We start from the raw sequence: 20,390 nt of genomic DNA, 5'->3' as shown, positions 1-20,390 counted from the left end.
CTTCTAGTTCACACTCGCGGGCGTGTACCAGATCGGCGACGTCCAGGCGCGCTCCTGAATCACCGGCTGCACATAGGTGGCGGTGGTCTGGTTCATGCAGCATGACGCGCCCCAGGAGGCCTTGGCTCTCACGTCGGGATCTGTGGATTGCGACATGTTCTGCAGGTCGGCCTGGCACTGTTCCGGTTCCAGCGGATTGACGCCGATATTCGCCATGCACCACTTGGTGGAATAACGGCAGACCGGGCGCTCGAGCACGCGGGCGTAGTAGAACGCCTTTTCCCCCGGATCGAAGGATGTGTCCCGCCACACGGCGCAAAGCTGCGCGGACCCGGCATCCGACGTCGGCTCGCAGGTGTTCAAATCGACGCTGTTTTGCGGGTTGTTCGGATCGCCCGCGATGCCGGCGACGCGATGGACCTCCTCGTGGGTTTCGCCGTCCTCGTCGACCCAGCCCTTGATGATCTGGATCTGTTCCAGCGGGGTGGTGTCCTGCCAGCCGGCGAGGATGAAGGTCGGCTGGCTGCCTTCAGGCCTGGCGGGCAGATCGCCGCCCATGGGCACGCCGCGGGAATAGCCTTCCGTGACCAGGTCGCCGCTACACAGATTCGGATCGAAATCCCAGCCGCCGAAAAACCGCGCCTTGATGCGGGTTCCGGAGGTGCCATAGGTCTCCTTGCGGCGCAGTGCCTCGAAGATCGAATCGCGCGAGTTTTCCTCGGCCCAGACCACGGAATGCCCGCCGGTGCTGTTCTGGATCGACGACGCATGCTCCACCGGGCTGGCGTCATCGATGCCCAGATGGCCGGGAAATTTCTCGTTCTCGGGGTGCCAGCCCATGGTGCCGTTGTGGGAATCCGACGACGCAACGACCCCCATCTTGAAGGGGTTCACGCCGTCGAACTGGTTCGACAGCGCCAGACCGTCCTTCCAGATGTTGCGCACAAACGCCCGGTCGTTGAAGGCGGTGGGGGGCAGCGCGGTCGAGGTGCCGGTCGTGCCGACGCCGGAGGCCGCGGACAGGCTCAGCGTGTCGAGGATCTCGAAGTTGCAGAACTCATCGGAGGTTTCGACGCCAGCGCCGTAGCGCGGGTCCCAGCGGCACTCGCTGCTGCCCTTGTTCTGGTAGATCTCGACCAGCGGCTCCCATTTGGCGCGCAGCGCGGCGTCGTCCTTGTTGTCGGGATCGTAGAACATCGGCGGGATCAGGCCGGCGCCGCCGCCGAGATTGGAATTGTGCGGTATCGTCAGCACATCGCAGCGCGTCGCCAGGCCGTCGGTGACGTTGCCGCCGTCGATGCAGTCCTTCTGAAGCTTGTCCCAAAGCCGCTCCGGCAGCGGGTGACTCGACACGGTGCCTGGCGTGATCGGCTGCGTGTCCGGTGTCACCGGCACCTCGCCGCCGAGATAGTTGGGCGGGACGCCGACGCCCTTCGGCCCGCCGGTCGTGGGGGTCAGGTTTTCCCGCACCGCCATGTGGATGGCGGTGACGGGCGTTTTGACGACGCGGTCATTGCGGAAAAAGACGTTGCGGTGCCAGTTGGTGCCGGACGGCGTGGAGGTCACCTCGTAGGCGTTGAAGGTGGTGAACGAACAATCCTTGCTGCGGTCGTACTCGGCCTCGGCCGCGGCCTGGTGCTCTTCCCAGACCTTGAGTTCCGCCTTGCTGCACTCGTCGGAGTTGTTGATGCACACCGGCATCTGGGTCATCTCGCTCGAGGGTCCCAGCCCCATCACGGTGACCTGTGTGAAGGCGTTGGACGCCAGATTGCGCTGGAAGCCGTTTATCGGCAGGACCTCGGGTTGCCAGTAGAATCCGTTGAGCATCCGGCAATCCATCGACAGGCGGCCGGGCACGTCCTGCGCGGCGCCTCCGTTGGCGAGGAAATCCTTGCAGATGCCCATTTCGCCGAAATGCTCGGAATGATCCGTCACGCCGCCCCAGTCGATCGGCTTGTCGATCACCGGCCTGCGCATCGAGGCCGGGATGCCCTGGATGCCGATGCGGTCGGGCAGGGTGATCGGATCCTTGCCTTGCGCGAACCGGTAGGCGCCGAGCGGGCTGTTGCCGCTCATGTAGTCCACGAAGCGGAAACTGGCGTCAAATGACAGGCCGGTGTGCAGGTGGGTGACGCCGAAGAAGGCTTGCCGCTGCGCGTCGTAGTGATCGCAGCGTGCCCGGTCCGCCGGGTTTTCCGTGAGCTCAAATGGTAGATCCTGCGCGCCTGCAGGGGCAGAGGCTAGAGCGATCGAGGAAAAAGCCAGGACATTCAAAATTTTAATCGGGTTCATTGAAAAATCTCCCCCAAAGTAAAATTCAACGATACTAGTTTCCCCCTAGGGATGACAATTCCTTTGTTCGCAGATTCTGCCGGTGCGTGGGCCGACAATCCTGTCTTCGTCCCTTCGATCGTCACGAAATCGAAGCATTTCCGGATGACGGCATCGGCCCGCGCGGCGGTCACGTTGAACGTGCCGTCTTTCAAAACCGCATCCCGAATAGTATGCAGGTCTGCCGCTCCACGCGCGGGGTGGACCGAAAGCGGTCCGGGTCCACGGCGTGACGCCGCGGTCCGTGGCGTATGGCGCGTTGCCAAGTGATTTTGTGGATGGATCTATGGCGGAAAAGCGTGATGCGGAACGAACCCGGGCCCGCCTGCTCGACGTCGCCATCAGCGAATTCGCGCAGCACGGTTATGACGGAGCGCGGGTGACGCGGGTGGTGCGCGCCGCCAACGTCACCGCCCGCATGCTCTATCACTACTTCGGCGACAAGGAGGGCCTCTATGTGGCGGTCCTCGACAGCGTCTACGCGCAGATCCGCGACATGTCGCGGCCGCTGATTGAGGCGCTGGACGCGCTGATCGCCCGCGGTGTCGCCGAGGGCGCATTCCTCCGCGAGCATGTCGATCCGCTGCAGCTCTATGTCTCGATCGTGGCGATGAGCGCCCATCACATCAACAATCTGCACACGCTGTCCGCCGTCTTTGGCGCGGACCTCGCCGCGGCGGAGTGGATCGAGGCGCGGCGCGCGCATACGGTGGCGATGGTGTTGCGCTATGTGGGCGCAGAGCCATCCGATCCGCTGAAGCGGTGACGGCAGCCAGGTCGCCAGGCCCGGGATCAGGGCGACGATGAGCATCCCAAGCAGAAACAATCCGACCAACGGCCAGGCGGCGGGATCGACGTGCCGGCGGGCGGCCTATTGCGGCGCGGTCGGCTTCAAGCCAAACTTCGGCGCGCTGTCCACCCGGGGCATGACGCCGCTCTCGCCCTCCTTCGACAGCATCGGGTTCATCGCGCGCACCGTGGCGCTGGCGGGCAGGGCGTTCGCCGCCTGCGGCGGGCCGCAGCCGCTTGAAACTGGTCTTGGCGGGTTGCGGATGGGTCTTGCGCCGGTCGATCCCGAGGCCCGATGGCGGCGACGGCGATTCAGGCTCTTCGCAACGCCACTGACGCGCTTCGGCGGCGGGCGGGCGCGGTCCAACCGGCGCCGGTCAGCGTGAACCTCGCAGCAGTCGTCGCCGATCACCGCATCGTCATGTTGTATGAGGCGGCCAGGACGCACCATGCATGTCTTTCAGGGGGACTGCTGCGCCCGCTGTTCGAGGCGGGGCTGCGCGAGGGGCTCACTTTTTCGACAGCAGAGGCGAGGGCGCGCTGTTCCGGCTGTACGGCCATAGGCAGCGGTTCTGGTGCGCCGCGGAAGGCTGCGATCTGCTGCTTGGCGCTCCGGTCCCGAGTTCGGCGCCCCTGCGCGAAGGGGGCACCGGCTATCAGAACATGCTGACGCCCTGGACTGTGTTCGGCGGCCCGTTGCTGTGCCTGCCCTGGGGCGTCGACGGCGACAGCCTGCCGCTGTCTGTGATGCTGGCCGCCGCTACGGGACGCGACGCCTTGGTGCTCGGCGCCGGCCTGGAACTGGCGCGTCTGGCGCCGCCTCTTCCCCGCCTTGGCCCGTGAGCGGTTGAGCGCCTCACGCCGGCATGAGCTCGACGATCGCGTCCGCCTCGACCGCGGCGTTGCCGGGAAGTTCGCACGCGCCGACAGCGGTGCGGGCGTGGATGCCGGCATCCCCGAACAGATCGATGAACACATCGGTTGCGCCATCAATGACGAACGGCGTCTTGTCGAAGCCTGGCGCGCATTTGACGAATCCGCCCAGCCGCAAAACCGCCGATACGCGATCAAGCTCGCCCTCGCAGGCCAGCCTCAGGCAATAGAGCAGGTTGAGCGCGAAGGTCTTCGCAGCCTCGCGCGCCGCGTTCGCGGTGACCGCCCCGTCCACCGGACCCTCCAGGGTCACGCGGCCGTTCCATTCGTAGATCTGACCCGACAGAAACACCAGATCTCCCGATCTGCGGAAGGGTGCGAAGCGCCCCCGGGGGCATGGGGGCGGCAGAGCCAGTCCAAGCGCGTCGAGTTTCTCTTCCATGGTCGGCATGCATGTCTCCAGAGTTCGGGATCGCGCATGACGCATTTGTAAAATTATTTTTACAATACAATCGCGCATCCGAGCAGGGTTCACGGGACTGGTTTCGCCGTCATGCCGTTGTGTCTCAGGAGCCGCGGTGGCGCGCGAGTGCCCGCAATCGGGCGTGCTGGTGAGCCCGGGCGGCCGTGCGCCTGTCGCTTAGCGCGTATTCTTTGATTTCGCACCTGCGAAATGGCCTGCTTCAAATATTCGTTTCATCAATTTTCGCCGCGATTTCATATCGATATAATTCGCCATGCGAGCCGTCTTGGACTTGACTTGCCGCTTCACCCAATTCCTTTCACCTGAAACTCAGGTTTTGGGCATAAGAGCTTGGCGCGCGGTTGATCATGTCGCATTGAACTTTACAATAACGTGTTCTCACCAAGTGTATATTGTATCAATGCAACGTTAACCATAAATGGAAAATTCCGCAAATCTACAGATGGGCAGCGCGAAAACCGCAGTTATTTGGTGTTTTTACGTGGCCGTATTGTAAACAATTTCCTAACGTCTATTGAATTGAGTCGATAGTCGTGCTCCTATCGCTGTCGTGAGGGTGGAACCGTCGCGTTTGCCGGTGGCGGCCGGTGTGTTGCTTGAGTAAAAAGGCGAGGGCAGAATGACTATTCGGCACTCAACGGACAGTGAACTTGGATGCCGGGCTTTCAACGGTCTTGGCGGATTGCCCATCGTGGAGGCCTCGATGGATCAACAGGTACCCGGGGCGTCTTCCTCCGACATCACGACCCTTCCCAAGATGCCGATGCACGAAGAAGTGGCGCGGGAATTCTACCGCGAACTCGACGTGTCCCTGGACCCCAAGGCGCGCACCTACTGGTGCCACATGAAGCCGCAGGGCCGGCCCAGCTTCACGCTCGGCCTGCTGAAGGACCTCAATGTCATGCAGCGCTCGCTGCACCGGATGTATGTGAGCTCGGTTCGCCGCGGCGAGGCGCCGATGGACTACTATGTGCTTGGGTCGCGCATGCCCGATATCTTCAATCTCGGCGGAGACCTGGGGCATTTTGCCGAACGCATCCGCACCGGGGACCGCAAGAGCCTGGAAGTCTACGCCAAGGCCTGCATCGACGTTCTCTACTATAATTCGGTCAGCTTCGACCTGCCGGTGATCACCATCGCCATGGTTCAGGGCGATGCGCTGGGCGGCGGGTTCGAGGCTGCGCTGGCCTGCGATGTGATCATCGCCGAGCGCTCCGCGAAGTTCGGCCTGCCGGAAGTGCTGTTCAACCTGTTTCCTGGCATGGGCGCCTACAGCTTCCTGTCGCGGCGGCTGGACGCGGCGCGCGCCGAGAAGCTGATCATGAGCGGGCGGATCTACACCGCCGAAGAGCTTTATGAGATGGGACTCGTCCAGGTGCTCGCGGAAGACGGCAAGGGCAGGCAGGCGGTGAACGACTATATCCGCCGCAACGTCCGCCGGCACAATTCGCACAGCGCCATCTATCGCGCCCGGCGCACGGTGCAGCCGATCACTTATCGCGAGCTGCACGATGTGGTTGGCGTCTGGGTGGATGCGGCGCTCAATCTGGGCAAGCAGGATCTGCGCAAGATGGAGCGCCTGATGAGCGCCCAGGACCGGCGCAACGGCCAGCCGTCTGTGACCGACACGAGCCATCGCGCCTGACCGCTGGCCGAATGCGGACTGTCTTCAAAGGCTTTTTCGCTCGGGCAGGTATCCCGCGAGCACGTTGCGCAGGTCCGTGAATTCCAGCCGCAATTCGTCGAGTTGTCTCTTGCCGCGGGTCGGCAGCTCGTCGAGTTCCATGTGTTCAAGGTCCGAGCACAGCTGGAAGATGCCCTGGGCGCCCACGTTGGCCGCCCCGCTGCGCAGCGCATGCGCCTGGCGGGTGAAGGCGCTAAGGTCCATTTCGCCGGCGGATTGGCGCATGTTCAAAATCAATTTTTCCGTGTCCAGAATGAAGCCGGCGATGACGTCGGCGAGGAAATCGTCGCCGCCGAGCTCACGCAGCATGTTCAGCGCGGTGACGTCTATGGCCTGCTGCTGGCCCGAGCGGAAGCGCGGGTGCGCCGAGATGGGCGTCACCCGGTCGTCGGTCTGCTCCACGTCCGGCTTGGCGGGTTCGCTCTTGCCGACGTGATCGGCGATCACCTGCAACAGGTGCGTTGGATCGATCGGCTTGGTTACGGTCGCGTCCATGCCCGCCTCGATGCAGCGGTCGTTGGCCTGGGGCGTCGCGTCGGCGGTCACGCCGACGATCGGGATGCGCTTTTGTCCCAGTGACGCGAAGCGATAGAGTTTGGTCGCCTCGATGCCGTTCATCACCGGCATGTTCAGGTCCATCAGCACGATGTCGAAGGCCTCGGCGTTGAGCGCGTCGAGCGCCTGTTCGCCGTTTTCCACCGTGACGGCGCGATGTCCGGCGCGCTCGAGGATCTTTTGCAGCACCTTGCGGTTGGTCTGATTGTCGTCGGCGACGAGCACGTTGCAATGTCCGCCCGCCCAGCTTTCCTGGCTCGGCTCGATCGAGTCGTCACTGCGAATACCGCAGCTGGCAAGCGCCGCACGCAGGGACAACTCGACGGCGTTGTCCTCAATCATCCATCCGAGCGTGGTGACGAAGAAGGGACGGACCGCCGGGTCCGGCAGCCCGGTGTCGTCATCGATGCGCACGATGGCGACGCTCATGCCCGGACACTGGTCCTGCACGCTCGCCGACACAGACTCCGCGCCGGTGTCCGGCGTCATGGTGTCCACGTAGAGTACCGCCTTGCGCACGCCCAAGCCGGCGGACGCCTTCAGCGCCGCGACCGCCGCATCCATGTCGCTGTGGATCGCGGGTTCCAGACCAAGGGTGGCGAACGCGCGCCTGGCGTCGGCGCACAGCGACGCGTCATCGGAGACCAGATGAAGCTGCTGGTTGACGATCTTGGGCGGCCGCACTTCATCCGCCGTCGAATGATCGAGATCGAGTTCGAACCAGAAGGTGCTGCCGTCGCCCAGCGTGCTGTCGATGCCGATCTCGCCGCCCATCAGCTCGACAAGCTGCTTGACGATCGCCAGGCCCAGCCCGGTGCCGCCAAAGCGGTCAATGATGCTGTCATCTGCTTGGGTGAACCGGTCGAAGATGCGCAAGCGCGCTTCCGGCGCCACGCCGATGCCCGTGTCGGACACCTCGAAGCGAAGCCGGGTGGTGTCCGCCGTCGTTGTCAGTGCCGCGACGGAGATGGTCACGGATCCGGTGTCGGTGAACTTCACCGCGTTGGAGCCGAGGTTGGTGAGAATTTCCTGAATCTGCCGACTGTCCCCGCGCACGGCGTGCGGCGTTGCCGGCGCCACGTGCAAGGTCAGGCGGATGTCCTTGGCGCTTGCGGCGGCGAACAGGGTGCTCTGCACATGCGACAGCGCGTCGTAGAGATCGAATTCCTGGACGCGGATCGGCATCTGCCCGGCTTCCAGCCGCGAGAAGTCGAGCACGCCCTCGATCTGCGTCAGCAGCGCCTTGGCCGAGCCGCGAATCGTCCGCACCATGTCGGTCTGCTCGTCGTTGAGCGGTGTGGCGCGGATCAGTTCGCCCATGCCGATGATGGCGTTGAGCGGCGTGCGCAGCTCATGGCTGACACTGGCGAGAAACAACGTCTTGGACTGGTTGGCCTCTTCCGCCTGACGCTTGGCATCGGACAGGTCGGTGATCAGCTTCTTGGTGTAGGCGGGCAGGATGATGAGCGCCAGGATCAGGCTGATCGACAGATTGCTATGGGCAAGCCAGTAGGGGCTGAGCTGGGAGACAATGGTGAAGCCGATCACCGACAGGGCGGCGCTGCCCATCAGATATCGCACGCCGAACCGGAAGCCGTTGCCGAAGATGACCCAGAGATAGATCGGATAGAGCACGGCGGTGGTTTCTCCGCCGATGTACATGCAGATGGACAGGGATCCGAGATCCGTCAGCATCGCCAGCGCCCGGCGGCCGGGCGAAATGCCGCGGCGGATGAGCAGGTCGGCGGCGAATCCGAACGAACAGATGAAGAAGACCACGGTGATGGCCAGCGCCGTGCCGATGTCCTCATGCGACAGCAGCGTGGTGATGGTCAGATAGCTGAGCAGCAGGAAGCTGATGATCAGCCGGTTGAACACCATCTCGTGCTCTTTATCCGGACGGTTGCGGATACGGCTGGAGATCTCCCGGCGAAAGGCGGACATCTTGGCAATGATGGTTCTTCGAAACATGATCGATCAACATTCGAATGGCTATGGACAGGGCTTCAAATCGGTTTTTGGCGCTCAATCGGACCGGACCGGATCGGACCGGACCGCGCCGACGCGGGGTTTATTGCTTTCGGGCAACGGATGGCCGCGTGCAGACCAGTTCCTCCAGTTCGCAAGCCGGCATCGGCCGGCCGAAATAATAGCCTTGGGCCTCAAGGCATCCGGCCTTGCGCAGATGCTCGAGTTGTTCGGGCGTCTCGACGCCCTCGGCGATGACATCGAGCTTCAGATTGGCGCCGAGGCTGATGATCGCCTGCACGATGGCGGCGTCGCTCGGGTCGGTCATCAGGTCGCGCACGAACGACTGGTCGATCTTCAGGCGGTCGATCGGGAAGTGCTTGATATAGCTGAGCGAACTGAAACCGGTGCCGAAGTCGTCGATGGAGATGACCACGCCCAGTTCGCGCAATTGGCCGAGCTGAACGGCGACCGATTCGGTGTTCTGCATGACAATGTTCTCGGTCAGTTCGAGATCGAGCATGCGCGGATCGAGGCCGGTGTCGGCGAGCACGCGGGCGACCAGCAGCGGCACGCTCTGCTTGCGAAACTGCACCGGTGAGAGATTGACGCCCATGCGCAGCGGCGGCAGGCCCATGTTCTGCCAGGCGACCGCCTGGCTGCAGGCCTCGCGCAACACCCACTCGTTGATGGGCACGATCATGCCGTTTTCCTCGGCACGCGGCAGGAACCCGGCCGGGCCGATGATTTCACCGGTTGACGTGCGCCAGCGCAACAGCGCCTCGACGCCGACAAAGGCACCGCTCTTGATGTCGACCTGAGGCTGATAGTAGAGGATGAACTCCTCGCATTCGATGGCCTTGCGCAACTCGGTATCAAGCGCCACCGCGCGGCGCGCGAGCGTGTTCATGTCGGTTGCGTAGAAGCGGTGCTGGTTGCCGCCATCCGCCTTGGCCTGATACATCGCCAGATCGGCATGACGCAGCATTTCCTCGAAATCGTAGCCGTCGGCGGGGTGCATCACGACGCCGATGCTGGCGGTCGTTTCGATCTTCTGCCCGGAAACCGAATGCGGCTGGGCGATGGTGGCGCCGATTTCACCGGCGTAGATGGCGGCGTCCTTGCTGCAGGTGATGCCGGTCTGCAGAACGGCGAATTCGTCGCCGCCCAGACGGGCGATCACGTCGCCCTTGCGGCGGATCGCCATCAGCCGTTTGGCCACCTCGATGAGAATGTTGTCGCCGGCGGAATGACCCAGCACGTCGTTGACGTTCTTGAAATCGTCGAGATCGATGAGATGCAGCGCGAACTGTCGGTCGCCGCGGCGCGAGCGGGCGATCTGCAGGCCGAGCTGCTCGCGCAGCATGGTGCGGTTGGGCAGTTCCGTCAGCGCATCGTGGTGGGCGATGAAATGCAGGTGGCTTTCGGCCGCCTTGCGGTCGGTGATGTCAAGCGAGCTGGTCAGGATGCCTGTGATCCGGTTGCCGGCATCGCGCAGCGGCGATTTCGTCGTCAGGAACACCCGCCGGCGTCCCGTGCGGTCGACGATTTCCTCTTCATAACTGTTGAGCGGCTTCTCGCCCTCGATGACCATGCGGTCCAGGGTCTTATTGCGGTTTCCCGCTTCCGCTCCCAAGATCTCGGCGGTGTCGCGGCCGACCGCCTTGCCCGCATCGATCCCGGTGATCTGATTGTAATAGGCGTTGAGGAACAGGAACCGCCCGTCGCAGTCGCTGGCACTGATCAGCGCGGGAACCGTATCGATGACCTGGGCGAGGCGTTCGCTGGAATCGCGCACCGTGCGCTGCAATTCGCGCTCGCTGTCCTCGAGTTCCTGCTTGAGGCTCGCGGCGCGGTTGGCGAGAAGCAACTGCTGCTGGCGCAATTTCAGCAAATTGCGCGCGCGTGTGACGAACTCGCGATGATCGACGGGGCTTTGCAGGAAGTCGGTGGCGCCGGCGTCCAGCGCCGCGATGCGGTAGGCGCGATCCTCGAACACGGTGATGACGATGATCGGAATGTCGCGCAGCGACGGCCTCTGGCGCAGGCGCGAAATGAACTCCGCGCCGTCCATGTGCGGCATGTTGTAGTCGGTGATCAGAAGGTCGGGGGTGTTGTCGTCCAGCCAGTCGAGCGCAAGCTGCGGATCGGCGAAGCACTTGACTTCGATCGCCGAGTCGATCGATGCCGCAATTTTCGTGAAAATCTGGCGGTTCGTTGGCTGATCATCAACAATAACGATTAGCGACATCGTATCCCATCCAATTCAGCGACTTGCTGTCCCTTCCCCGGTGGACGCCGTCGTCAATTCTCGTCTTTTGCGGCGCGCTGAGCGTGTCTTTGGCCCGGGATACTCTGGTCCTGAAGCGTACTTCCTGCGCGAAAACATCCCTCTTTCCCGCAAAACGTCCGTGCCGCGTTCATCGAGTTTGAAAGAACCTTGTCACAAGATACTTAATAAGAAGTGCTTTTCCGGGAAATGCCGGGCTTGTGCCGTCTTGCCGGCGAAACGCGCCGGTGCCATGCGTGTTCGAGGGCCTGGCGCGCCGGCCCCTTCCACGGGTCGCCTGCCGCCCGACCAACCGTGCGGAAACCCGCTGAATGCCCGGGCGCGCCCACGTGCGCGACAAAGCTTGACTCGCAGCTGCCGTGCGCCTAGCTTCCGCGCACTCCTCGCAGGAGCGATATTCAGAGCAACCGACCGGGCCCCGTTCAGGTATAAAGAGCGCCCGGAGGTCAACACCCGTCAGCGATATTCGCCCACGGGTGATTTCGTGCTATGCGCTTTCGCGCCGCGCACTCTGGAAATGCGCATTGCGTGAGACCAGCTTAGTGCTTCGAGCGGCTCATCATGCCGATCCCGAATCACTGAAAACAAGACGCGAGCGATCATGTTCGAGACCCTGTCGGACCGCCTTGGCGGCATCTTTGACAAGCTGACCAGACGCGGTGCGCTGAGCGACGCCGACGTGAGCGCCGCCCTGCGCGAGGTCCGCCGGGCGCTGATCGAGGCCGACGTGGCGCTGGACGTGGTGCGCTCGTTCACCGACAAGGTGCGCGCCCGCGCCGTCGGCCGCGAAGTCATCAAGTCGGTGACGCCTGGCCAGATGGTGGTGAAGATCGTTCACGACCAGCTCATCGAGATGCTGGGCGCGTCCGCCGAGCCGATCGATCTCGCGGCCGCGGCACCTGTTGCGATCATGATGGTCGGCCTGCAGGGTTCGGGCAAGACCACGAGTTCCGCGAAGATCGCGCTGCGCCTGACCAAGCGGGACAAGCGCAAGGTCCTGATGGCGTCGCTGGATACGCGCCGCCCCGCCGCCCAGGAGCAACTCAAGGTTCTCGGCGAGCAGAACGGCATCGACACGCTGCCCATCATCGCAGGCCAGTCGCCCATGCAGATCGCCGAGCGCGCCATGACGGCGGCACGGCTTGGCGGCTTCGACGTGGTGATCCTGGACACCGCCGGCCGTACCCATATCGATGAGCCGCTGATGGCTGAGATGGCCGAGATCAAGCGGCTTGCCAAACCGCACGAGATTCTGCTGGTCGCCGATGCGCTGACCGGTCAGGACGCCGTCAACCTGGCGCGGAATTTCGACGAGCGCGTCGGCATCACCGGCATCGTGCTGACGCGTATGGATGGCGACGGGCGCGGCGGCGCGGCCCTTTCCATGCGCGCGGTCACCGGCAAGCCGGTCAAGCTGCTGGGCGTCGGCGAGGCGTCCGATGCGCTGGAGGATTTCCATCCCTCGCGCATCGCCGACCGCATTCTGGGCATGGGCGACATCGTGTCGCTGGTCGAGAAGGCGTCGGAAGCCATCGATGCGGAGCAGGCCGCGAAGATGGCCAAGCGCCTGCAGAAGGGCGAATTCGATCTTGACGATCTGTCCGAGCAACTGGCGCAGATGGAGAAGCTGGGCGGCATGTCCGGCATGCTCGCCATGATGCCGGGCATCGGCAAGATGAAGAAGCAGCTCGACGCGGCCAATCTCGACGAGAGCATCTTCAAGCGGCAGCGCGCCATCATTTCGTCGATGACGAAAAAGGAGCGGCGCGCGCCGAAACTGCTCAACGCCAGTCGCAAGAAGCGCGTCGCGGCAGGGTCCGGCACCCAGGTGCAGGACGTCAACAAGCTTCTCAAGATGCATCGCCAGATGGCCGACATGATGAAGGCCATGGGCAAGAAGAAGGGCGGCATGCTCGGCGGTCTGGGATCGATGTTCGGCGGCGGCATGCCGCAGATGGATCCCGCCGAGATGGAGAAACTCGCCAAACAGGCCGGGATGCCCGGTGGCGGAATGCCGGGCGGGATGCCCGGTGGCCTGCCGCCAGGATTGCCCGGCGGCCTGTCCGGCATGGGCGGTCTCCCCGGGATGGGCGGCCTTCCGGGATTCGGCAAGCAGAAGAAGAAGTAGCGCCCTCGCACACGATTTTCCGGCGCCGCCCGCTCGCGGGGTCGCCGGCATGACCACGACCTGACGTCGAAACGCTGACACTGCCAAGACAGAATACAACATCAAGAACACACAGACCCCAACAAGGAATACCTGCAATGGCTCTCAAGATTCGTCTCGCCCGCGGTGGCGCCAAGAAGCGTCCGTTCTACCGCATCGTCGTCGCCGACGTCCGCGCGCCGCGCGACGGCCGCTTCATCGAGCGTCTGGGCACCTACGATCCGCTTCTGCCCAAGGACAACGAGAACCGCGTGACGCTGAACGCCGAGCGCATCCAGCATTGGATGGACAATGGCGCGAAGCCGACCGACCGCGTGGCCCGTTTCCTCGACGCCGCCGGCCTGTTGAAGCGCGAAGCGCGCAACAACCCCAACAAGGCGAAGCTCGGCAAGAAGGCGCAGGAGCGTCTCGACGAGAAGCGTCAGGCTGAGGAAGACGCAGCCGCCGCCGCCAAGGAAGCCGCTGAAGCCGCCGCCGCCGCTGCCGCCGCACCGGCGGAAGAGGCTCCGGCTGAAGAAGCCGCCACTGAAGAGACCGCAGCCGAATAACCGGCCGCATCCAGTCCACGGAGTCCCGCCGATGTCCCCGGCCAAACCGTCCCAGTCCCGGGCCAAGCCCTCGGCCAAGGCCGCGGACCCTGCCGGCGAGACGCGCGATCGCGTCCTGATGGCGCAGATCGGGGCCGCGCACGGCATCAAGGGCGAGGTCCGGGTCAAGCCGTTCGGCGAGGACCCGCTGGCGCTCGGCTCCTATGGGCCGCTGGAAACACAGGACGGCTCGCGACGTTTCGAAGTGGAAACGCTGCGAGCCCAGAAGGCGATGCTGATTGTCCGCTTCAAGGGCGTTGGCGACCGCAATGCCGCCGAGGCGCTCAACGGCATCAATCTCTTTCTCTCCCGCGACGTCCTGCCCGAGCCCGAGGACGAAGACACCTTCTATCAGGCGGATCTGATCGGTCTGGAGGTGGTGGATGTGCAGGGCAATGCGCTGGGCGGGGTGGTGTCGGTTCAGGATTTCGGCGCCGGCGATCTGCTGGAAATCGCATCCAAGGGCGGCCGCAGCTTCTATATCCCCTTCACGCTCGAGGTGGTGCCCGAGATCGATCTCGAGGCGGGCCGTGTCGTCGTTGATCCTCCCGAAGGCCTGATGGCGGACGCCGAGCGCGACAAGGCCGAGGCGCGGGCGGAACAGCAGGCGCTTGAGCGGACGGAGCAAGAGGCCAGCCAGGGGCGCGAGGCGTGAGTTTTCGCGCGACGGTGCTCACACTCTTCCCGGAGATGTTTCCTGGTCCTCTCGGCGTCAGCCTTGCCGGCCGCGCGCTTGAGGCGGGCCTGTGGTCGCTCGAGGCGCGCAATATTCGCGACAGCGCCACCGACCGTCATCGCAGTGTCGACGACACGCCCGCCGGCGGCGGTCCGGGCATGGTGCTGCGCGCCGATGTGGTCGCCGCCGCGATCGATGCCGCAGCGCCCGACGGCGACCCCCGCCCCCGCCTGCTGATGAGCCCGCGCGGCAAGCCGTTTGACCAGGCGCGCGCGCGCGAACTGGCCCAGGGTCCCGGCGCAGTCATTCTGTGCGGCCGTTTCGAGGGCGTCGACCAGCGGGTGATCGAGGCGCGCAGCCTCGAGGAGGTCTCGATTGGCGACTACATCCTGTCCGGCGGCGAGATCGCCGCGCTGACCATGCTGGACGCGGTGGTGCGGCTGCTGCCTGGGGTCATGGGTAACGCGGAATCCGGCGAGACGGAAAGTTTCGAGACCGGGTTGCTCGAGCATCCCCACTACACGCGCCCGCAGGAATGGGAAGGCCGCGCGATTCCCGAGGTCCTGACCTCGGGCGATCATGGCCGCATCGCGCGCTGGCGGCAGGAGCGCTCGGAGGAGCTGACCCGCGCGCGGCGGCCGGACCTGTGGCGCCGCCACGGCGACACGGAACGCGGCGAGGATTGAATCAGCCCGGTTTTTTCGCCAAAAAGGGCATGACTCGCTGCCGCTTTTGGCGTATAGAGCGGCGACTTTCCGACAACAGTCGATATTTGCGATGCAACGGCCCTTACGGATTGACCGCATTGGACGCTCTGATCGTGACACCAAAAAGAGAGACTTGTCATGAATATCATCGAGCAGCTCGAAGCCGAGCAGATGGCTGTGATCGCCGAAAAGCGCCAGCTTCCCGAATTTTCTCCCGGCGACACCATCCGCGTCAACGTGCGCGTGACGGAAGGCACCCGGACCCGTGTTCAGGCCTATGAAGGCGTGTGCATCGCGCGGTCGGGCTCCGGTCTCCAGGAAAGCTTCACGGTCCGCAAGATCTCCTACGGCGAAGGCGTGGAACGTGTGTTCCCGGTCTACTCGCCGATGGTCGAGGGCGTCGACGTGGTTCGCCGCGGCAAGGTTCGCCGCGCCAAGCTCTACTACCTGCGCGAGCGTCGCGGCAAGTCGGCGCGTATCGTCGAGAACACGAACGTGCGCGCCAAGCGCCTGAACGAAGAGCAGCGCGCCATCGCGGTGGAAGCCAAGGTCCAGGCCGAAGCGGCGAAGGTCGCTGCCAAGGAAGCCGCGGCTGCGGAAACCTCCGCCGAATAGCATTCGACCGCTTTCGCAATTTCGGGGGCCCGCGTCTGGTAGCAGCCGCGGGCCTTTCTATATTTCGCTATATCAAGTCCGCCGGCGCGGCCGTGTTGTTGCCGCTGTCTTTGCGAATTGATAGGGTCTCCGCCATGATCGGCAAAACAACGCCACCGTACCGCAGCCGCGACGCCGCCATCCTCGATGCCGGAGTCTGCGCGCCTATGGAGTTTGCGTCGTTTCACGATCACGCGCGTCTGTTCTGGCGGTTTCATCCGCTCCTCAACGCATCCGACGACGCGCTACGACTGGTCTGATCGCCCGATCCACGGCCCCGGCCCTTTGTCGCCACGCCGCCTGAAGACCTGTTTGTATGCGACGAAATTCCTTGGGAGTACTCCATGACGAAGTCCAAAACCCTGTACGACAAGATCTGGGACGATCACCTGGTCAACGTCCAGGAAGACGGCACCGCCCTGCTCTACATCGACCGCCACCTGGTGCATGAAGTCACCTCGCCGCAGGCGTTCGAAGGCCTGCGCATGACCGGCCGCACGGTGCGCGCGCCGCAGCGCACGCTCGCCGTCGTCGATCACAACGTGCCGACCACTGACCGCAGCCACGGCATCGCGGATCCCGAATCCGCGCTGCAGGTGGATACGCTGGCCAAGAATGCCGCCGAGTTCGGCATCGAGTACTACAGCGAGACCGACCGCCGCCAGGGCGTCGTGCACATCATCGGCCCCGAGCAGGGCTTCACCCTGCCGGGCATGACGATCGTCTGCGGCGACAGCCATACCTCCACGCACGGCGCCTTCGGCGCGCTGGCGCACGGCATCGGCACCTCCGAGGTCGAGCACGTTCTGGCGACCCAGACCCTGATCCAGGGCAAGGCCAAGAACATGCGCATCACGGTCGACGGCAAGTTGCCCAACGGGGTGTCGGCCAAGGACATCATCCTTGCCATCATCGGCGAGATCGGCACCGCGGGCGGTACCGGCTACGTCATGGAATACGCCGGCGAGGCGATCCGCGCGTTGTCGATGGAAGGCCGCATGACGGTGTGCAACATGTCGATCGAGGCGGGTGCCCGCGCCGGCCTGATCGCGCCCGACGAGACCACCTACGCCTACATCAAGGATCGGCCGAAGGCGCCCAAGGGCGCAGCATGGGACATGGCGCGCGCCTATTGGGATACGCTGTTCTCCGATGAGGGTGTCGAGTTCGACAAGGAAATCCGTCTGGACGCCGCCAATCTGCCGCCGATCGTCACCTGGGGCTCGAGCCCGGAGGACGTCATCTCGATCACCGGCAGCGTGCCGGACCCGGACGAGATCACCGACGCCAACCGGCGCACCTCGAAGTGGCGGGCGCTGGAGTACATGGGACTCAAGCCGGGTACGCCGATGCAGGACATCACGCTCGACCGCGTCTTCATCGGCTCGTGCACCAACGGCCGCATCGAGGATCTGCGCTCCGCCGCGGCGATGATCCAGGGCAAGACGGTGCATCAGAACGTCAGTGCCATGGTGGTGCCGGGGTCGGGCCTGGTCAAGGCGCAGGCCGAGGCCGAGGGTCTGGACAAGATCTTCACCGCCGCCGGGTTCGAATGGCGCGAACCGGGATGCTCCATGTGCCTGGCGATGAACGCCGACAAGCTGGAACCGGGCGAACGCTGCGCGTCGACGTCCAACCGCAACTTCGAGGGCCGCCAGGGCTTCAAGGGACGTACGCATCTCGTGTCGCCCGCGATGGCCGCCGCCGCCGCGATCGCCGGTCATTTCGTCGACATCCGTGAATGGCCGCGCGGCTGATTCGCCAACCGTCCCTACGTGGTATTCCGAAGGACGGGCGCCCCCTTGGCGCCCGTTCTCCTATGCGCCGGGCCGTCTCGCGGTATCCGGGGGCGCGGCACGGCGTTGGCTGCTTCGCGCCGACCGGCATCTCTGCTGTTGCATTTCAAGCAGTTGCCGAATTTTTCTAAGAACTGCCTTTGAGTGATCCCGGCGCTCTGCCCGACCGCCAAGACGCCGCGTGGCGGGGCTGCGCGCGAAATCCCCGGCCATCAAACAAACCACGGAATGTCTTCACAACAGTGTCACGCTGGCCTTACACTATGCCCGCGCATGCGACGACCATGACTTGTCCTGATTTCGCGTTCCACGCGGCGGGACAATCCAACACCAGGGACAGGTCGGCACCTTCGCGCGGGGCACAGGCTCCGTACCGGGGCCGGCCGCAGGGAGTGTGGCTTGACGATTGCCGTGGCAACAGGTGCTCATCCGGCGCTGGTGCTCAACGCGGACTACAGACCGCTGAGCTATTACCCGCTGTCGCTCTGGGCCTGGCAGGATACGATCAAGGCGGTGTTCCTCGATCGGGTCAACATCGTCAGTGAATACGACGTGCAGGTGCGAAGTCCGAGCTTCGAGATGCGCCTTCCAAGCGTCGTTTCTCTCAAGACCTACATCAAGCCGACCCGACATCCCGCCTTCACCCGCTTCAATGTGTTCCTTCGCGACCGGTTCCAGTGCCAGTATTGCGGCTCGCGCGAGGACCTGACGTTCGACCATCTCATTCCGCGTTCCAAGGGCGGCCAGACGACCTGGGAGAACGTCATCGCGGCCTGTTCGCCGTGCAACCTGCGCAAGGCCAACAAGTCGTGCCGGGAACTGGCCATGTGGCCCCGGCACATGCCGTTCCAGCCCACCGTGAGCGACCTGCACAACAACGGCCGTCTGTTCCCGCCGAACTTCCTGCACGACAGCTGGCTCGACTTTCTCTATTGGGACACCGAGCTGGAGCCCTGAGGGTTCGCGCCGCCCCGCACACCATCCCTTTCCACCCTTCGTGCGCCATACGCCGCTGCGGATGCCAACGCGTGCGTACCGCCGTGTTCGTTGTGTTCCTTGTTTCAGTTTTAACGTAACGGCAGTTTTTACATGGGATTGTATTGGACAGCGTCAGGCGAACAGCATGTCCGCAAAGGCGAGGAGGCCGCGGTCGCAGGGCTGAAGGGAGACTGCCTATGGTACGGCGTGGTGCGCAAAGAATACACGAGGCTGTGCAGACACTCGGCGCCGCACAGAGCGGATCGGTTGTCTTGATTTGGGCGCTGGCCATGCTTGTGGTCATCGGTGCGGCCGGTGGCGCCGTCGATTACGGCCGCGCCGTCAACACCCGCGGGCTGATCGCCAACGAGTTGGACGCCGCGGTCCTGGTTGGTGCGCGCTATCTGGCAACGTCCAAGGATGTCGACAAGGCGAAGGTGCTGATCAAGGACACATTCGCCCAAACCGCCGCGGTCAAACTCGCGGGCATTGCCGAGGTCGAGGACTTGGTGCCGGTCATCGACAGCACCAACGGCGTGATCACGGCAACGGCACAGGCGAATATCACGACGGCCTTCGTGCAATTGCTGGGAATTAAATCCATTCCGGTTTCGGTGGCCGCGGAAGTGCGCTTTGGCACCAAATATGTCGAATTGGCGCTGGTGCTTGATGTGACCGGGTCGATGGCGGATGACCCCGCCGATATGAAGGCGCTCAAGACCGCGACAAAAAGCATCGTCGATACGCTGGTTCCCGAGGGAACAAAGCATCAGGACAGCAAGGTAAAGATCTCGATCGTTCCTTATAGCCAGGGTGTCAATCTTGGCGAATACGCGACTCGGGTCAGCGATGGGAACTCTGGTCCAAGGAAATGCGTGACTGAGCGATACGGCGCGGAGATGTATACCGATGCAGTATATGACTACGATGGAAAAGACTCCAAGTTCTTTGGCGGAGAACAGGCGTATCAAACTCAAGCGGGGCCCGGTGCGAACCCTGATCCATGGCTTAATCCGCCCGAAGCGTGTCCCTCGACGTCCATTCTTCCGCTGACGGCCAAACGCGTTCAGCTCCTGAAGGTCATCGAGGATCTTGAGGGCCACTATGGCACCGCTGGCCAGACGGGCATCGCCTGGGGCTGGTACACGCTGTCGCCGAAGTGGGCGTCTCTGTGGCCGCCGGAAAGCGATCCGGTCGCGTATGGCGAGGATGACACGTTGAAAATCGCCGTGATCATGACCGATGGCGGGTTCAACATGAAGTATGACGCCAAGGAGGAGACCTCCACGGTCAGTTGTTTCAATGGCGGCTCGCCTGGCTGGGGCTGGGATTGGGACTGGCACAAGGACAAGGGTTGCGAAAAGACCACCACGACGACGACCTGGTATCAGACCTGGTACCCCAGCCCAAGTTATGACGATGAGCCTGCTGCTCGCGGCCGCAAGCTGTGTGATGAAATGAAGAAGTCTGGTGTCGAAGTCTATTCTATTTTCTTCGAGACAATCAATTCGAACTTTGGCAAGAAACTGATGAATTACTGCGCCAGCTCAACGGACCATTTTTTCTACGCGGATTCCGACAGCGAGCTTGTGAGCGCCTTCAGTGTGATCGCCAACAAGATCCAGTCGATATATTTGTCAAAATAAGCTGTCGAAACGCTCGAGACGAAGGCGCGGCGGAAACGTCGCGCCCGTTTTGTTGTTGGAACGCATGCAGCGCCGGTCGGCGGGGCTGTGCCAGAAGCGGCAGGTATCTTTATACCCCGTTAATGCCTTGTTCCGAACCGGGCCTGCTATGAGTCAAGAATGTCATGACCGATTTCCGCATCTGCGAATTAATATGTAAAAATCC

The 20,390-nt window shown here is 63.5% G+C and carries 18 protein-coding genes; 13 read left to right on the top strand and 5 right to left on the bottom strand.

Annotation, left to right across the window (positions count from 1 at the left end):
• Positions 1–3: 3 nt before the first annotated feature.
• Together D1F64_RS00350 and D1F64_RS22965 are read right to left on the bottom strand one after the other, a co-directional pair.
• On the bottom strand, positions 4–2,292 hold the full coding sequence (locus D1F64_RS00350; protein ID WP_117410788.1) for a DUF3604 domain-containing protein: 2,289 nt from the start codon (positions 2,290–2,292) through the stop codon (positions 4–6).
• Entirely contained in the window at positions 2,289–2,486 is a 198-nt protein-coding gene (locus D1F64_RS22965; RefSeq protein ID WP_162901212.1) for a hypothetical protein, read from the bottom strand. The genes D1F64_RS00350 and D1F64_RS22965 overlap by 4 nt, the downstream gene beginning before the upstream one ends.
• A 131-nt stretch (positions 2,487–2,617) precedes the next feature.
• Here D1F64_RS22965 and D1F64_RS00345 point away from each other — a divergent pair, with 131 nt between their 5' ends.
• From D1F64_RS00345 to D1F64_RS22960, 3 genes are all read left to right on the top strand, one after another.
• Positions 2,618–3,097 carry a TetR/AcrR family transcriptional regulator gene (locus tag D1F64_RS00345; protein WP_117410787.1) on the top strand — a complete coding sequence of 160 codons (480 nt, stop codon included), beginning with the start codon at positions 2,618–2,620 and terminating at the stop codon, positions 3,095–3,097.
• Between the two features lie 37 nt (positions 3,098–3,134).
• Entirely contained in the window at positions 3,135–3,506 is a 372-nt protein-coding gene (locus tag D1F64_RS00340) for an amidase family protein (protein WP_117410786.1), read from the top strand.
• Between the two features lie 67 nt (positions 3,507–3,573).
• Positions 3,574–3,963, top strand: coding sequence for a hypothetical protein (locus D1F64_RS22960; RefSeq protein WP_162901211.1), 390 nt, complete (start codon positions 3,574–3,576; stop codon positions 3,961–3,963).
• A gap of 13 nt (positions 3,964–3,976) precedes the next feature.
• Here D1F64_RS22960 and D1F64_RS00330 read toward each other — a convergent pair whose 3' ends face one another.
• Entirely contained in the window at positions 3,977–4,444 is a 468-nt protein-coding gene (locus D1F64_RS00330) for a RidA family protein (RefSeq protein WP_117410784.1), read from the bottom strand.
• Between the two features lie 736 nt (positions 4,445–5,180).
• On the opposite strand from D1F64_RS00330, the gene D1F64_RS00325 reads away from it, so the two are divergent.
• Positions 5,181–6,122 (top strand): crotonase/enoyl-CoA hydratase family protein, encoded by a 942-nt coding sequence (locus tag D1F64_RS00325; protein WP_117410783.1) that lies wholly within the window; start codon positions 5,181–5,183, stop codon positions 6,120–6,122.
• Positions 6,123–6,146: 24 nt separating this feature from the next.
• Here the strand turns inward: D1F64_RS00325 and D1F64_RS00320 are convergent, their stop codons facing one another.
• Together D1F64_RS00320 and D1F64_RS00315 are read right to left on the bottom strand one after the other, a co-directional pair.
• Positions 6,147–8,687 (bottom strand): hybrid sensor histidine kinase/response regulator, encoded by a 2,541-nt coding sequence (locus D1F64_RS00320; protein ID WP_117410782.1) that lies wholly within the window; start codon positions 8,685–8,687, stop codon positions 6,147–6,149.
• 100 nt (positions 8,688–8,787) lie between these two features.
• The gene (locus tag D1F64_RS00315; RefSeq protein ID WP_117410781.1) at positions 8,788–10,935 is read right to left on the bottom strand and encodes an EAL domain-containing protein; all 2,148 of its coding nucleotides are present in this window, start codon (positions 10,933–10,935) and stop codon (positions 8,788–8,790) included.
• Positions 10,936–11,575: 640 nt separating this feature from the next.
• On the opposite strand from D1F64_RS00315, the gene ffh reads away from it, so the two are divergent.
• The 9 genes from ffh (at position 11,576) to D1F64_RS00275 (ending at position 20,185) form a co-directional block, all read left to right on the top strand.
• On the top strand, positions 11,576–13,102 hold the full coding sequence (ffh, locus tag D1F64_RS00310; RefSeq protein WP_117410780.1) for a signal recognition particle protein: 1,527 nt from the start codon (positions 11,576–11,578) through the stop codon (positions 13,100–13,102).
• A 137-nt stretch (positions 13,103–13,239) separates the two neighbouring features.
• Complete coding sequence (gene rpsP / locus D1F64_RS00305; RefSeq protein ID WP_117410779.1) at positions 13,240–13,689, top strand: 30S ribosomal protein S16; 450 nt, start codon at positions 13,240–13,242, stop codon at positions 13,687–13,689.
• A gap of 31 nt (positions 13,690–13,720) precedes the next feature.
• Positions 13,721–14,383, top strand: coding sequence for a ribosome maturation factor RimM (gene rimM, locus D1F64_RS00300; protein ID WP_117410778.1), 663 nt, complete (start codon positions 13,721–13,723; stop codon positions 14,381–14,383).
• Positions 14,380–15,090 carry a tRNA (guanosine(37)-N1)-methyltransferase TrmD gene (gene trmD / locus D1F64_RS00295; RefSeq protein WP_117410777.1) on the top strand — a complete coding sequence of 237 codons (711 nt, stop codon included), beginning with the start codon at positions 14,380–14,382 and terminating at the stop codon, positions 15,088–15,090. Before rimM ends, trmD begins: the two co-directional genes overlap by 4 nt.
• A gap of 159 nt (positions 15,091–15,249) precedes the next feature.
• A complete protein-coding gene (gene rplS, locus D1F64_RS00290) occupies positions 15,250–15,726 on the top strand; it encodes a 50S ribosomal protein L19 (RefSeq protein ID WP_117410776.1) in 477 nt (158 codons plus the stop codon).
• A gap of 134 nt (positions 15,727–15,860) precedes the next feature.
• Positions 15,861–16,025, top strand: coding sequence for a hypothetical protein (locus D1F64_RS22955; protein WP_162901210.1), 165 nt, complete (start codon positions 15,861–15,863; stop codon positions 16,023–16,025).
• A gap of 84 nt (positions 16,026–16,109) precedes the next feature.
• On the top strand, positions 16,110–17,522 hold the full coding sequence (gene leuC / locus D1F64_RS00285) for a 3-isopropylmalate dehydratase large subunit (RefSeq protein ID WP_117410775.1): 1,413 nt from the start codon (positions 16,110–16,112) through the stop codon (positions 17,520–17,522).
• A 438-nt stretch (positions 17,523–17,960) separates the two neighbouring features.
• On the top strand, positions 17,961–18,518 hold the full coding sequence (locus D1F64_RS00280) for an HNH endonuclease (protein WP_117410774.1): 558 nt from the start codon (positions 17,961–17,963) through the stop codon (positions 18,516–18,518).
• Between the two features lie 254 nt (positions 18,519–18,772).
• Positions 18,773–20,185, top strand: a complete 1,413-nt coding sequence (locus D1F64_RS00275; protein WP_162901209.1) for a pilus assembly protein — start codon at positions 18,773–18,775, stop codon at positions 20,183–20,185.
• Positions 20,186–20,390: the final 205 nt, after the last annotated feature.

The organism is Breoghania sp. L-A4 (assembly GCF_003432385.1).
In the GTDB taxonomy this organism is placed as follows: Bacteria; Pseudomonadota; Alphaproteobacteria; order Rhizobiales; family Stappiaceae; genus Breoghania.
Note: the sequence above shows the minus strand (reverse complement) of the source record. Positions and strands in the feature narration are given on the sequence as shown.